The following is a 14,121-nucleotide window of genomic DNA, read 5'->3' on the forward strand; positions in this document are numbered from 1 at the left end:
GCTTGTCGGTGGGTGGGTATAGCTTTCGTGGTGTGAAGACATGGGGGGATGTGTTCGGGCTCGGCGACCAGGATTTGGTCTCCGAGCTCGCTGGCGTGTCTTCCCTCGAAAACGAGCTCGCTGCAACGCGATTGACGCTGCTGGCGGAGATGGACCGGCGCGGTCTGGCCATGAAACTCGGCTACTCGTCGGTGACCCGGTGGTACGCGCGATCGGTGCGTATCACCGACGGGTCCGCGGCCCGTCAGATGGAGCTGGGGCAGTGGCTCACCGACCGGCCCAGCGTGTTGGGTGCCCTCGCAGGTGGTGACATCCACGCCGCGCACGCCTCGGCGATCGCCGACGGTTACGCCACCGTGGTGGTCGCCGACCCCACCCTCGACGAACAACGCCGCGACGCTGTCGTCGCCGAACTGCTCGAAACCGCCATGCGCAGCACCGCCGGGCAGGTCGCCTCCCGCGCGCAGGCACTGGCGCATTCTGCGGCCGAGGACGCCAGAGCCCGCCACGAGCAGGCAGAGAAGCAACGACAAGAACAGGAGCGGGAACAGGAGCGGGAGCAAGAGCGGGACCGTGCGAGCCGAGCTGACGCGGGTGACGCAGCCGGCTCGGGCGAGCCCGAACCTGCTCGGCCCGAACCTGTTCCAGCTGGACCGCCGCCGATACCAGTGTCGGAGAACCCGGAGTTGAACCGTTTCGATGTTCACCCGCTTGCCAGTGGCCGCTTCCAGATGGGCGGCAACGTCGACCGGCTCCTGGCCGAGAAGCTGCTCACCGCACTGTCGGCGTTGACCGCGCCGCAGCCCGGCCCCGGCGGTGAACGCGACCTACGTGGTCCGTCGAAGCGGCGGGCCGATGCCCTCGATCGGATCCTCGACCGGCACCTGAGCGGTGGTGGCCGCGGATCGGCGGGCGGGGCGCGGGCATCGGTGCACCTGATCGTCCCGCTGCGTGACCTGCTCGCCGACCGCGGACACACGCAATCGAACAGGCCAACAACGGGTTCGAAGGCATCCGGTGCAGGCGGCCACTCACAAACAAGCGATACCGAGGGCGGTCCCGATCGTGGCAACGGTCGTCGCGTCAGCGGGAGCGGCGCGGGTGCCGGCGACAGTTCACGAACGAGCGATACCGACACGGGTCCCGATCGTGGTGCCGGTCGTCGCGTCAGCGGGAACCGTACTGGTGCCGGCGACGACTCAAGGGCCGGCAATACCGACGCGGGTCCCGATCGTGGAACCGGTCGTCGCGTCAGCGGGAACCTTGCTGGCATCGGTGACAGTTCACGGACCGGTGATGCTGGCGGCGGTCCCCACGTCAGCGAAAGCAGTGCTGGTGCCGGCGACAGTTCACGGACCGGCGATGCCGACACGGGTCCCGACGATGCTGATGGCGGTCACGACGTCGGGAGCGGTGTCGGCGACGGTTCACCGACCGGTGATCCCCGCGGCGATCGTGTCGGTCCCAGCACTGGTGCCGGTGACCATTCCGGGCAGAAGTCTGCACCCGAGCCCGGTGATGCCGACTGGCCGTTCCACTTCGACTGGACCGGGCCGATGAGCCGCGCTTTCGCCGAACTTCTCACCTGCGATGCCGACCTCACCCCGGTCATCGTCGACCACCACGGCGTCCCGCTCGCCCTGGGCCGCAGCACCAGACTTGCCAGCGACGACCAACGCATCGCCCTGACCATCCGCGATCGGTGCTGCGTGATGTGTGGCCGCCCCGCACAGTGGTGCCAGGCCCACCACGTGAAGTTCTGGGAACACGGCGGCCGCACCGACCTGAACAACCTCGCGCTGGTCTGCGGAGAATGCCACCGCCTCGTCCACCACGGCGACTGGCAACTGCTCATGGGCGACGACGGACACCCCTACGCCATCCCACCCGAATCCATCGACCCCACACGACAACCCATCCCCAGCTACCACCGCCGAAAACGTCGCGCAGCCTGACAACACATCAGTCGCGCCACTCGGCCGCCCAAGCCATTCCCTCTCGAAGCCGTGCGCCGGCCGCGCGGCTTCGGCGGGCTGGCCCCCTGCGCGCACGGTGCTGTCGATCAGCGCTTACGGGCCAGGCACCTCACGCATCAGCAGTTCTCCTGCGCGCCCGAGCTTTTCCGACTCGAAGTCGAGTACCGACCCTTCCACGGCCGCAGCAACCACCGCGATCGGAGAGGGCATCGGTGCACCCTTGACCTGCTTCACCGACGACCGGCTGGCTTTCAACAGTCGGTAGGCATCCATGTGGACCAGGTCGCTGGCGGCACCGGCAGTGGACTATCCGTCGCGCAGCGGTCGACGGCCGCTGTCCGAGGGAGCTACGAGACCGCGATAGTGCGTGGCGATCTCGCCCGGTGTGGTGAACCAGACGCCGTCGCTGTTGTCGAGCATGTGCTGCAGGGCGGACCGGAACCGGCGAAGTCGGTAAGGCTGTCCGGTGAGAAACGTGTGCAGAGAGATGGCGAGCACTACGGGTTGGTGCTCCGAATTCTCCTTCAGTTCGTCGAAACTGTCGATTATGTTGCGCTCGAACGTCGCTGCGGTCTGGTGATGGTGAACGAACATCGGAAGGTCGTTCACCTCGTGCGGGTACGGAACGCTGAGCAACGGGCCACCGCGGGTCCTCAGCCAGACCGGCTGATCATCGATGGGCCAGTCCAAGGTGTATTCGTAGCCACGTTCGGCGAGCAGGTCCTCGGTCACTCGGCTGGGGTTGGCGCCGGGGCTCATCCAACCCCGAGGCGGTGCTCCCTCGTGGCGCTCGATGGCGGTCGTCACCTCGTCGATCGAGCGTCGTTCGGCTTCCTCGTCTTGATCGTTCGGTTGCACGGCGTTCGTTCGTCCGTGCGCGACGACCTCCGCATCGAGGGCGCGGAAGGCGTCGACCAGCTGCGGAGCATGCTCGTACACCTCGGTATTGACGAGCAATGTCGGGCGAAAACCGCTCTGCTGCAACGTCTCCGCGATCCGGAACCCGCCCACCCGGTTGCCGTACTCGCGCCAACCCCAGTTGTAAGTGTTCGGCTGGTCCATCCCGGGTGTGTAGCCCAGCCCTGGCCCTCCGTCGTCGTACGGAAAGTGCTCGCAGTTGACTGCCACGTACACCGCGAGGCGCGCCCCACCCGGCCACTCGAACTGTGGGCGATCGCCGATGGGGGAGTAGTCGAAGCGACCATGAGAAGCGAGGGGCATGGCGACAGAATTGCCCATGGTTGATCACCGCAAACTGTGGTGCCAGCTTGTCTGCGGTCGCCGAGTCGGATCCACTGCTGCAGTCGGCTGAGGTGAACGCGTGGATTACCACGACTGCGCATGCGGCCCCACGAACACCGACGGTCGAGATTGTCATCGGCCCTCTTTTGCCTGATTCGACGCAGCATTCGCGTGGCTACAGCAGGTCGAACCGACCTGATCGTAGAGCCGAGACAGTGGAAATGGTTTGGAAAGCGGTGCGCGCAGTCCAGTCGACTTTCCGATCAAACGGTGAGATCGAGACCGACTGCTTCCCGAAGCAAACTTAAAGTCAGGCTGGACTGTTTGTTGATTTAGCGCTACTGTGCGAAGTGTGACTACCGACACAGGGCTCGACGACTCAGCGCCCACCGAGCGCCGGACGCAGGCCGAACGCACCGCGGGCACTCGGGCGAAGCTGCTCGACGCCGCGATCGATTGCCTGGTCGAACTGGGCTTCGCCAAGACCAGCACCCAGGAGATCGCGCGGCGTGCCGGTGTGTCCCGGGGGGCGCAGCTGCACCACTTCCCGACCAAGGAGTCCTTGCTGATCGCGGCCGTCGAGCACCTCGTCGATCGTCGTCTCTCGGAGATCCTCGAAGCCGAACCGGACCCCGAGCGAGGACCCGAGATCCTCGCCGACGCATTCTCCGGCCCCCTGTTCTACGCCGCGCTCGAGCTCTGGGTGGCTGCCCGTACCGACCCGGCGCTGCACGAGGCGATGATCCCCTTGGAGCGGCGCGTCGCCGAGGCCATTCAGGGCGGTGCCCAGATCGTCATGGGTAGCCGGATGTCCCCAGAATCCATCGAGCTCAGTGTCGAACTCGCCCGCGGACTGGCCGTCTCGGCGCTGTTCCGCACTCCCGAAGCCGACGCGCTGCTGCGCGGGCGGCTCCTTCCCGTCTGGTCCGAAAAGGTGATGGATTCGTGAACGCAACTCTCCCCGAACAGCTCGACGTGCTGGTGGTCGGAGCCGGCTTCGCAGGCCTGGCCGCGGTGGCGAAGATTCTCGCCGCCGACCCGACCGCCGACGTGACCGTCATCGAGCGCGCGTCCGACGTGGGTGGGACGTGGCGAGACAACACCTACCCGGGGTGTGCATGCGACGTGCCGACCTCGCTGTACTCGTTCTCGTTCGCCCCGAGCCCCAAGTGGAGTCACACCTTCGCGCGTCAGCCCGAATTGTTCGACTACCTGCGTTCGGTGGTGGATCGTCTGGACCTGAACGATCGCATCGTCACGAACTGTGAGTTGCAGTCCGCGACCTGGGACGAGGTGAACAAGCGTTGGTCGGTGCAGACGTCGCAGGGTTCGGCGAGCGCGCGTGTTCTGGTTGCCGCCACCGGCGCGTTGTCCACTCCGAAGATCCCGGACGTCCCCGGCATCGACACGTTCTCGGGCACCGTGTTCCATTCTGCGACCTGGAATCACGAGCACGACCTCACCGGCGAGCGGGTCGCCGTGATCGGCACCGGGGCGTCTGCGGTGCAGTTCGTCCCCGAGATAGTCGACCGGGCCGAGCGGCTCACCGTCTTCCAGCGCACCCCCGCGTGGGTGATTCCGCGCCTGGACCGCACCATCGGCCGGCTCGAGCGCACGCTGTACGAGCGAATCCCTCTGGCGCACCGCGCGGTTCGCGGTGTCATCTACGGCTACCGCGAGGCCTACGTGACCGTGCTGGCGGACAACCCGTGGCTGCTGCCCGCGGTGAAGGTGTTCGCGAAATCGAATCTGAAGCGCCAGGTCAAGAACCCGGTGAAACGTGCGGCGCTGACTCCCGACTACGCGCCCGGCTGCAAAAGGCTTCTGCTGTCCAATGATTGGCTGCCGACACTGGACCGGCCGGACGTCGATCTCGTCACGTCGGGGCTGACGTCGGTGACCGAGAACGGCGTCGTCGACGCCTCGGGCCGCAACCACGAGGTGGACACCATCATCTTCGCTACGGGGTTCACCCCCACCGAGCCGCCGGTGTCGCATCTGCTGCGCGGCAACGACGGTCGGACGCTCGCGGAGCACTGGGGCGGTAGCCCGCAGGCGCATCTCGGCACCACCGTCGCCGGCTTCCCGAACCTGTTCCTGATGTACGGCCCCAACACCAACCTCGGGCACAGTTCCATCGTCTACATGCTCGAGTCGCAGGCCAACTACGTGGTGTCCGCGCTGCACGCGATGAAGGATCGCAGGATCGCGGCCGTGGAGGTCAACGAATCCGCTCAGCGGCAACACAATTCGTGGGTCGATTCCGCGCTCGACGGCACCGTGTGGAATGCCGGCGGGTGCTCGAGCTGGTACCTCGACGCCAACGGCCGCAATTCCACGATGTGGCCCACCTACACATTCCGGTTCCGCAACAAGACGCGCGAGTTCGACGTGCCGAACTATCGGCTCGTCTCCGACGCTCTCGACTCAGACAACGAGGTGGTATCCGCATGAGCGACTACGACGTATTGATCATCGGCTCCGGTTTCGGCGGCAGTGTCGCCGCGTTGCGGGCAGTCGAGAAGGGGTACCGGGTGGCGGTTCTCGAGTCCGGTCGACGGTTCGAGGACGACGAGCTGCCGAAGACCAGCTGGCGGCTGCGCAAGTATCTTTGGGCTCCGGCGTTGGGTTGCTATGGGGTGCAACGTATCCACCTGCTGCCCGATGTACTGGTGATGGCAGGGGCAGGCGTCGGCGGAGGTTCGCTGAACTACGCGAACACCCTGTATCAACCCCCGGCGAAGTTCTTCGAGGACCCGCAGTGGGGTTCGATCACCGATTGGCAGCGCGAGCTGAATCCGTACTACGACCAGGCCCGGCGGATGCTCGGCGTCGAGACCAACCCGACCATCACCGCCTCGGACAAGGTGATGAAAGAGGTGGCCGAGGACATGGGGGTGGGGGACACGTTCACCTCGACCCCGGTGGGCGTCTACTTCGGAGATCGCGGCCGCACCGCGCCCGACCCGTTCTTCGGCGGTGCCGGGCCCGAGCGCACCGGCTGCACCGAATGCGGAGCGTGCATGACCGGCTGCCGCGTCGGCGCGAAGAACACCCTCGTCAAGAACTACCTGTACCTCGCCGAACACGCAGGCGCGCATGTTCTTCCGTTGACCACCGTCGTGGACGTGCGGCCGAACGGCGCGGGCTACGACGTGGTGACGCGTCGGACCGGTGGCAAGCTGCGTCGCAAGGAGAAGACGATCACCGCCGATCAGGTGATCTTTTCGGCCGGCACCTACGGCACCCAGAAGCTGATGCTCGCGGCCAAGGAGAAGGGCTCGCTCCCGCGGTTGTCGGACAAGATCGGCTCGTTGGTGCGCACCAACTCCGAGGCCGTGCTCGCCGCGACCGCTCGCGGCCGTGAGGTCGACTACCACGAGGGCGTGGCCATCACGTCGTCGTTCCACCCGGACGATCACACGCACATCGAGCCGGTGCGATACGGCAAGGGCAGCAACGCAATCGGCCTACTGCAGACCGTGCTCAGCGACGGCGGCGGGAAGGTGCCGCGCGTGCTCAAGACGCTCGGCGTCGCGCTCCGTCACCCCGGCGCTGCGGTACGGAGCCTGTCGGTGCATCGTTGGTCGGAGCGAACCGTCATCGCGTTGGTGATGCAGACCGACGACAACTCGCTCGAGCTCGGATCCAAGAAGGGGCCGTTCGGGCGTCGCCTCACCAGCAGGCCCGGCGCGGGTGATCCACCGCCGCAGTGGATTCCGCAGGGGCACGAGGCAATTCGTCTGCTCGCGGACAAGATCGGCGGTGACCCGGGCGGGTCGATCGCCGAGATCGTCAACATTCCGATGACCGCGCACTTCCTCGGTGGCTGCGCGATCGGCGACTCGCCGCAGACCGGCGTGATCGACGGTTACCAGCGCGTCTACGGCTACGAGGGGCTGCACGTGCTCGACGGTTCGGCCGTCAGTGCCAACCTCGGCGTCAATCCGTCCCTGACGATCACCGCCCAGGCCGAGCGAGCAATGGCGTTGTGGCCCAACAAGGGTGAGCCCGACCGGCGACCCGCGGTGGGCTCTGGCTATCAGGAGATCGCACCCACTCAGCCCGTGCAGCCGGTGGTGCCGGTGTCGGCACCGGGTGCCCTGCGGCTTCCACTGACCGTCGTGGGGAGGGATTCCTGATGTGGAGTGTCACCGAATCCGATACCGATCGCACCGACTGGCCGGTCAGTCCGGCAGCGCCGTGGCCGGCGAACGTGCGAGCCACGATCTGGTGGCATCGGGCCCGCTCGTCGGACTTCGCACCTGTCGGTGCCAAGACGTTGCCGATCACGATGGCGATGGTCGTCGACTACGTCACCTCACCGGTCGGCCCGTACCGCGAGATCCTGGCGAGCCCGGTGCTGCGCCGCGACGTCGGACGCGTTCCGCGGATGGCGGTGCCGTTCATCGCCGTCGATTCCGCGACATCTGTCCACGGCGGCCGGACCAACTGGCACCTGCCCAAGGTGCTGGCCGAGTTCGAGGGTGACGTGCTGGGCGAGGCCGGGGCGAGCGGCGACGAATGGTCGGTGCGGACGACGTCCCGCGCCGTGGGACCGCAGTTCCCGATGCTCGGCTCCCTCGGTTTCGCGCAGCCCGTGTCCGGCGGCTCGGCCATCGCCACCGCGAGCCTGAAGGGCAAAGCCAGGTTGGCCCGCGTCGAGGTGGACGCGAAGGGCCCGACGCTGAGTCGCTGGATGCCGTCGGGCACGTATTTCGGCTTGCAGATCGTGACCGGTTCGATGCGGACGGGTGAAGCGCGCCTGGTCGGCCAGCCCTGAACCCTTTTTCTTGACTTAGTCCAGATTAGGGGCATACTGGAGTGCATGCAGCTCACCGAACGCGTCGACCCCGCAGCGCAGTTGCGCTCGGTCGGTCTCCGCGTCACCGGACCCCGAGTTGCAGTCCTGAATGCGGTCACAGCCCGACCGCATTCGGACGCCGACGACATCGCTGCCGCCGTCCGGGAGGACGGTGGTTCGGTGTCGACCCAGGCCGTGTACGACGTGCTCAGGGCCTGCGTCGACGCAGGTCTGCTACGTCGCATCGAACCTGCCGGTTCGGCCGCGCTGTACGAGAGCCGGACGGCGGACAACCACCACCACCTCGTGTGCCGAGAGTGTCATGTGGTTGCCGATGTCGATTGCGTCGTCGGAGCGGCGCCGTGTCTCGTCCCCGAGAACACCCACGGATTTGTCGTCGACGAAGCCGAGATCGTCTTCTGGGGTTTGTGCGGCGACTGCACGAGGCATTCCGTCTGACACTGCGGTCCAGCGTACGGCCGCTCGGTTTCACAGATCTTTCGAAGAGCAGCCCTCTCCGAATTCGATTCAGCCCTACAGGAGGCTTCGTATGACCAAGCCGATCACCAACAAACCGACCACCAGCAACTCGGGAATCCCCGTCCCCAGCGACGATCAGTCGCTGACCGCCGGAACGCAGGGACCGATTCTTCTCCACGACCACTACCTCATCGAGAAGATGGCGCAGTTCAACCGTGAGCGGGTCCCGGAGCGCGTCGTGCACGCCAAGGGCGCAGGCGCGTTCGGTGAACTCGAGATCACCGGAGACATCAGCAAGTACACCAAGGCTAAGGCGTTGCAGCCCGGTGCCAAGACCGAGATGCTGGCGCGCTTCTCCACCGTCGCGGGCGAGCAGGGCAGCCCCGACACCTGGCGTGACCCGCGCGGATTCTCGCTGAAGTTCTACACAGAAGAAGGCAACTGGGACCTGGTCGGCAACAACACCCCGATCTTCTTCGTCAAGGACCCGATCAAGTTCCAGGACTTCATCCGTAGCCAGAAGCGCATGCCCGACTCCGGTCTGCGCGACAACAACATGCAGTGGGACTTCTGGACCCTCTCGCCCGAGTCGGCGCACCAGGTGACGTGGCTCATGGGCGACCGGGGTATCCCCAAGTCGTTCCGCCACATGGACGGGTTCGGTTCGCACACGTACCAGCTCATCGCCGAGGACGGCACCAAGACCTGGGTCAAGTTCCACTTCAAGACCGACCAGGGCATCGACTACCTGACGCAGGACAAGGCGGACGAGGTTGCGGGTACGTCCCCCGACCACCACCGTCAGGACCTCTTCGGATCCATCAAGAACGGCGACTTCCCCAGCTGGACCCTCAAGGTGCAGCTCATGCCGTACGACGAGGCCGAGAACTACAAGTACAACCCGTTCGACCTCACCAAGGTCTGGTCGCAGAAGGACTACCCGTTGATCGAGGTCGGCAAGATGACCTTGAACCGCAACCCGGAGAACTTCTTCGCGCAGATCGAGCAGAGCTCGTTCGAGCCGTCCAACACCGTGCCCGGCATCGGCTTCAGCCCCGACAAGATGCTGCTCGGCCGCGTCTTCTCCTACGCAGACGCGCACCGATACCGCATCGGAGCCAATTACGCGCAGCTGCCGGTCAACGCCCCGAAGTCCGAGGTCAACTCGTACTCCAAGGACGGCAACATGCGGTACTCGTTCAACTCCCCGGAGACGCCCGTCTACGCGCCGAACTCGTTCGGCGGCCCGTCGGCGGACACGAACAAGTACGGCGACGACGGAGCATGGGACTTCGAGCCCCGCTTCGTGCGCACCGGATACATCGAGCACCCCGAGGACGGCGACTTCGTGCAAGCCGGAGCCCTGGTCCGCGAGGTCATGGACGACGCGCAGCGCGAGCGCCTCGTCGGGAACATCGTGGGGCACGTCCTCAACGGCGTCAGCGAGCCAGTTCTGAGCCGGGTGTTCGAGTACTGGACCAACGTCGATCCCGAGCTCGGTAAGAAGGTCGAGGAAGGCGTTCGGTCGCAGCAGAACGAGACCGCACCGACCACGGGTGCAGGCGCAATCGACGATCCTGCCGACGAAGCAGCCAAGGTCTGATGTTGGGATCGGCGTCACAGCGGATGTGACGTCGATCCGGAACAACGGGGGTCGACCTGCCGTTGTGTAGTACAGACGGAAGAACAATAATGGTGTGCGATGCATACCGTCGTCCAACGGCAGGGAGGCCACATCATGACGAACCCCATCACCAGCACCCTCGACGCAGGCCAGCAGAAGATTGCCGGCGACGCGCTTCAGGGAACCGTGGTCGATCTCATCGACCTTTCGCTCATCGCCAAGCAGGCGCACTGGAACGTGATCGGCAAGAACTTCCGGTCGGTGCACCTCGAGCTCGACGAGCTGGTCACGGCCGCACGTGAATTCACCGACCAGGCCGCCGAGCGCGCCACCGCTATCGGCGTCAGCCCCGACGGGCGCGCAGCCACCGTCTCCTCGACGGCAGGAACCAAGGGCTTCGGTGCCGGATGGACCAAGGACAGCGAAGTCGTCCCAGCGGTCGTCGACAACCTCGCCGCGGTCGTGGAGCGTCTTCGCGGACGCATCGCCGACACCGGCGAAGCCGATCCGGTGACCCAGGACCTGCTCATCGGCATCACTGCTCGTCTCGAGCAGCTGCACTGGATGTGGCAGGCCCAGGCCAGCTGACGTTTTCCCACCCGACAGGCCCCTCGCGCACAGCGGGGGGCCTGTTGTTTGCCTGCACCACCCCCGGGTATCCGAAAACCATGCCTGTTTTGAAGCCGACGGTCGACGCAGTTCTGCTCGACATCGACGGCACCCTCGTCGATTCCAACTACGTGCACGTCGACGCGTGGTCGCGCGCGTTTTGTGAGGCCGGTGGTTCCGTTGCTTCCTGGCGTGTTCACCGCTGCATCGGGATGGACGGGTCGAAACTGCTCGAGACGCTCGTCGGGTCCTCGGACAGCGCGCTTGCCCACGAAGCGAAGAAGCTGCACGGCGAGTACTACGCTGCTGCGTCGGCGGATCTCGAAGTGCTGCCGGGTGCCCGTGAACTGTTGGCGGACTTGAACTCTCGCGGCATCACCGTGGTGCTTGCAACCTCGGCTCCGGAGAGCGAGCTGTCGACGTTGCGCGACCTGCTCGATGTCGAGGACTCTGTTGCCGTGGTGACGAGCGGCGAGGACGCCGACGTAGCCAAGCCGGAGCCCGACATCGTCGCGGTTGCACTCGAACGGGCCGGCGTCGAGGCATCCAAGGCGGTGATGGTCGGCGACAGCGTCTGGGACATCGAGTCGGCCGGTCGCGCGGGTGTACGAGCCGTCGGTGTACTGAGCGGTGGTATCTCGCGCGGAGAATTGCTCGACGCGGGGGCGGTAGCGGTGTTCGACGACCCCGCCGATCTGCTCGCCAACATCGAGGACAGTCCCTTCTACTCCGATGAAAAGGCAAGTGCTTGAGCGAGTTCCGCAAGCCGCACCCCAGGGTCGACGGTTATGTCCCCATCGAGAGCTACGGAGCCATCGGTGACGGCCGCACCGTGGCGATGATCGCCGACGACGGCCGGATCGATTGGTTTCCGGTTCCGAACCTCGATTCGCCGCCGCCGTTCGCAGCGTTGCTCGACGCGGGGAACGGCGGATACATCCAGCTGACGCCGCTGGAGGAGTTCACCGTCCAGCGCGAATTCGTCCCTGGTACGAATGTGCTGAGCACGACGTTCCGTACCGACACCGGTACCGTTCGAATCACCGACTCGTTGAACACCGGTGTCGCCGGGCGTCTTCCGTGGGTGGAGTTGGCCCGCCGCGTCGAGGGTCTCGACGGCACCGTCGAGTTGTCGTGGTCCGTGGCACCGGGCACCATGCTCGGCATCGCGTCGCCGTGGGCGTACGACACCGAGCACGGCACCGTGTTGCGGGTCGACGGATTGACCCTGGCCGTGCGGACTCTGGGAATCGAGGAGGTGCATGTCGCGGACCGCGACATCGGTGGTGTCTTCACCTCCCACCCGGATTCTCGGCATGTGCTGGGCGTCGTGGGCACGGAGAACGAGCCGCTGCCCCTGCCCGATCCGCAGCACCTCGACGAGGGGATCGACCGCACGATCGCCAACTGGCGCGTGTGGTCCGACGAGTTCTCGTATCAGGGACCGTGGGCGGAGCATGTGGCGCGGAGCGCGCTGGCTCTGAAGTTGTTGCTGCACAGCCCCTCCGGTGCCATCGCCGCCGCTGCGACCACCTCTCTGCCCGAGAACAGGACCGGTGGCAAGAACTGGGACTACCGCTACGCGTGGGTGCGCGACGCGGCGTACACCATCCGTGCGCTGCAACGGTTCGGCCTTCGCGAGGAGATCCATGCTGCAGTGGCGTGGCTGCTGAAAGTGATCCGAGTCAACGATCCGTTGGTGAACGTCTTCTACACCCTCGGTGGTGAACTACCCGGTGGCACGGAACAACCCGACGTTCCCGGCTGGCGAGGCATCGGACCGGTGGTCAACGGCAACGCTGCCGCGGATCAGCTGCAGCTGATGATCTTCGGTGACCTGTTCTCGATCATCCGCCAGTACGTCGACGCGGGGAACATTCTGGACGCGCAGACGGGGCGCCTGCTGGCCGCCATCGCCGACGAGGCCTGCGATTCGTGGCAGCGCAAGGACGCGGGGATCTGGGAGCTCGAGGACGAACAGCACTACACCAGCTCCAAGCTCGGTTGCTGGCAGGCGCTGGACTGCGCCGTGCACCTGGCAGAAGCAGGCGAGATCCCGGGGATACCGGATCGATGGAAGGCCGAGAAGGAACGCATCCGGCTCTACATCGAGGCCGAGTGTTGGTCGGACGAGCGGCAGGCCTACCTCGCGTACCCGGGTGCCGACGGTCTCGATGCGTCGGTACTGCTCGCGGCCGAGATGGATTTCGATCGGGGAGAACGTCTTTCGTCCACCATCGATGCGCTCGTCGAAGAACTCGGTGCCGGACCGCTGATGTATCGCTACAGCGGGGTCTCGAAGGAAGAGGTGACCTTCGTGGCCTGCGCGTTCTGGCGAGTATCGGCGCTGTCCTGCGTCGGCCGAGACGACGAAGCCGCAGCTCTGATGGACCAACTGGTGGAGCTGTCCAACGACGTCGGTTTGTACAGCGAAATGATCGATGCTTCGGATGGATCGTTTCTGGGTAACTTCCCACAAGGCTTGAGCCACCTGGCCCTGGTGAATGCGGCGCTGACCATTGCGCGCTCGCACGACGCCACAGCCTGACCGCACTCTCATACACAAGGTGGAATTCGATGGATTTGGGAATCAACGGTAGGACAGCACTGGTCACCGGAGCAGACTCCGGTATCGGCTGGCACACCGCGAAAATGCTGCTGGCCGAGGGGGTTCGCGTCGTGATCAGCGACAAGGATCAGACCTTTCTCGACGAGGCCGCAGCGAAACTCGGCGCAGCGGAGGGGCAGTTGTTCGCGTTCGCCGCGGACGTGACCGACACCGACGCGGTCGAGAACCTGGCAGCACGGACGCAGCAGGCAGTGGGCGACATCGACATTCTCGTCCAGTCCTCGGGAGTGACCGGAGCGCAGGGGCTGTTCCACGAGATCGACGAGGAGGGGTGGCGTTCCACCCTCGACATCGACCTGATGGGACCGGTCCGGCTACTGCGAGCATTTCTGCCCGCACTCCGCCGCGGTGGCTGGGGACGCATCGTGTTGCTGACCTCCGAGGACGCCGTGCAGCCGTACGACGACGAATTGCCCTACTGCTCAGCCAAAGCCGGCGTGCTGGCCCTCGCCAAGGGGCTCTCGCGCAGCTATGCGTCCGAGGGACTGCTGGTCAATGCAGTCTCTCCCGCGTTCATTCACACCCCGATGACCGACGCGATGATGGACAAGCGCGCCGAGGAGAAGGGAACCGACCGCGACGGTGCCATCGAGAGCTTCCTCGACGAGGAGCGTCCGTACATGGAGCTCGGACGGCGGGGCGAACCCGAGGAAGTCGCCTCGGTGATCACGTTCCTGTGCTCGGACCGCGCGTCCTTCGTCAACGGATCGAACTACCGAGTCGACGCCGGTTCCGTCGCAACAATTTAGGAGAACAG

Annotated in this window: 13 protein-coding genes; 11 read left to right on the forward strand and 2 right to left on the reverse strand. The window is 65.7% G+C overall.

Annotation, left to right across the window (positions count from 1 at the left end; all coding sequences use genetic code 11):
- The first annotated feature begins 32 nt into the window (after window positions 1-32).
- The gene (locus CH291_RS27180; protein WP_256980827.1) at window positions 33-1,955 is read left to right on the forward strand and encodes a DUF222 domain-containing protein; all 1,923 of its coding nucleotides are present in this window, start codon (window positions 33-35) and stop codon (window positions 1,953-1,955) included.
- Window positions 1,956-2,069: 114 nt separating this feature from the next.
- On the opposite strand, the gene CH291_RS12525 is transcribed toward CH291_RS27180, so the two are convergent.
- Both CH291_RS12525 and CH291_RS12530 read right to left on the reverse strand, forming a co-directional pair.
- Entirely contained in the window at window positions 2,070-2,249 is a 180-nt protein-coding gene (locus CH291_RS12525) for a hypothetical protein (protein ID WP_094687632.1), read from the reverse strand.
- A 33-nt stretch (window positions 2,250-2,282) separates the two neighbouring features.
- The gene (locus CH291_RS12530; protein WP_256980828.1) at window positions 2,283-3,215 is read right to left on the reverse strand and encodes a polysaccharide deacetylase family protein; all 933 of its coding nucleotides are present in this window, start codon (window positions 3,213-3,215) and stop codon (window positions 2,283-2,285) included.
- 346 nt (window positions 3,216-3,561) lie between these two features.
- Here CH291_RS12530 and CH291_RS12535 point away from each other — a divergent pair, with 346 nt between their 5' ends.
- The 10 genes from CH291_RS12535 to CH291_RS12580 all read left to right on the forward strand — a co-directional run bounded on the left by CH291_RS12535 (window position 3,562) and on the right by CH291_RS12580 (window position 14,113).
- The gene (locus CH291_RS12535; protein ID WP_373455126.1) at window positions 3,562-4,167 is read left to right on the forward strand and encodes a TetR/AcrR family transcriptional regulator; all 606 of its coding nucleotides are present in this window, start codon (window positions 3,562-3,564) and stop codon (window positions 4,165-4,167) included.
- A complete protein-coding gene (locus CH291_RS12540; protein ID WP_068054035.1) occupies window positions 4,164-5,672 on the forward strand; it encodes a flavin-containing monooxygenase in 1,509 nt (502 codons plus the stop codon). The genes CH291_RS12535 and CH291_RS12540 overlap by 4 nt, the downstream gene beginning before the upstream one ends.
- A complete protein-coding gene (locus CH291_RS12545) occupies window positions 5,669-7,360 on the forward strand; it encodes a GMC oxidoreductase (protein WP_094687634.1) in 1,692 nt (563 codons plus the stop codon). The genes CH291_RS12540 and CH291_RS12545 overlap by 4 nt, the downstream gene beginning before the upstream one ends.
- Window positions 7,360-8,001 carry an acetoacetate decarboxylase family protein gene (locus CH291_RS12550; protein ID WP_094638708.1) on the forward strand — a complete coding sequence of 214 codons (642 nt, stop codon included), beginning with the start codon at window positions 7,360-7,362 and terminating at the stop codon, window positions 7,999-8,001. Before CH291_RS12545 ends, CH291_RS12550 begins: the two co-directional genes overlap by 1 nt.
- A gap of 45 nt (window positions 8,002-8,046) precedes the next feature.
- Window positions 8,047-8,481, forward strand: coding sequence for a Fur family transcriptional regulator (locus CH291_RS12555; RefSeq protein WP_068054043.1), 435 nt, complete (start codon window positions 8,047-8,049; stop codon window positions 8,479-8,481).
- A gap of 91 nt (window positions 8,482-8,572) precedes the next feature.
- On the forward strand, window positions 8,573-10,105 hold the full coding sequence (locus CH291_RS12560; protein WP_373454859.1) for a catalase: 1,533 nt from the start codon (window positions 8,573-8,575) through the stop codon (window positions 10,103-10,105).
- Between the two features lie 135 nt (window positions 10,106-10,240).
- Entirely contained in the window at window positions 10,241-10,714 is a 474-nt protein-coding gene (locus CH291_RS12565; RefSeq protein ID WP_068054046.1) for a Dps family protein, read from the forward strand.
- Window positions 10,715-10,794: 80 nt separating this feature from the next.
- Window positions 10,795-11,487, forward strand: coding sequence for an HAD family hydrolase (locus CH291_RS12570; RefSeq protein ID WP_094687635.1), 693 nt, complete (start codon window positions 10,795-10,797; stop codon window positions 11,485-11,487).
- A complete protein-coding gene (locus CH291_RS12575; protein WP_094687636.1) occupies window positions 11,484-13,283 on the forward strand; it encodes a glycoside hydrolase family 15 protein in 1,800 nt (599 codons plus the stop codon). Before CH291_RS12570 ends, CH291_RS12575 begins: the two co-directional genes overlap by 4 nt.
- Window positions 13,284-13,312: 29 nt before the next feature.
- Complete coding sequence (locus CH291_RS12580) at window positions 13,313-14,113, forward strand: SDR family NAD(P)-dependent oxidoreductase (protein ID WP_094687637.1); 801 nt, start codon at window positions 13,313-13,315, stop codon at window positions 14,111-14,113.
- The last annotated feature ends 8 nt before the right edge of the window (window positions 14,114-14,121 follow it).

The sequence above is a fragment of the Rhodococcus sp. 14-1411-2a genome (genome assembly GCF_002259485.1).
In the GTDB taxonomy this organism is placed as follows: Bacteria; Actinomycetota; Actinomycetes; order Mycobacteriales; family Mycobacteriaceae; genus Rhodococcoides.

Coding starts and splice junctions, on each gene's coding strand:
- CH291_RS12525 (WP_094687632.1), bottom strand. CDS start 2,249: ATGGATGCCTACCGACTGTTGAAAGCCAGCCGGTCGTCGGTGAAGCAG.
- CH291_RS12530 (WP_256980828.1), bottom strand. CDS start 3,215: ATGGGCAATTCTGTCGCCATGCCCCTCGCTTCTCATGGTCGCTTCGAC.
- CH291_RS12545 (WP_094687634.1), top strand. CDS start 5,669: ATGAGCGACTACGACGTATTGATCATCGGCTCCGGTTTCGGCGGCAGT.
- CH291_RS12550 (WP_094638708.1), top strand. CDS start 7,360: ATGTGGAGTGTCACCGAATCCGATACCGATCGCACCGACTGGCCGGTC.
- CH291_RS12555 (WP_068054043.1), top strand. CDS start 8,047: ATGCAGCTCACCGAACGCGTCGACCCCGCAGCGCAGTTGCGCTCGGTC.
- CH291_RS12560 (WP_373454859.1), top strand. CDS start 8,573: ATGACCAAGCCGATCACCAACAAACCGACCACCAGCAACTCGGGAATC.
- CH291_RS12565 (WP_068054046.1), top strand. CDS start 10,241: ATGACGAACCCCATCACCAGCACCCTCGACGCAGGCCAGCAGAAGATT.
- CH291_RS12570 (WP_094687635.1), top strand. CDS start 10,795: ATGCCTGTTTTGAAGCCGACGGTCGACGCAGTTCTGCTCGACATCGAC.
- CH291_RS12580 (WP_094687637.1), top strand. CDS start 13,313: ATGGATTTGGGAATCAACGGTAGGACAGCACTGGTCACCGGAGCAGAC.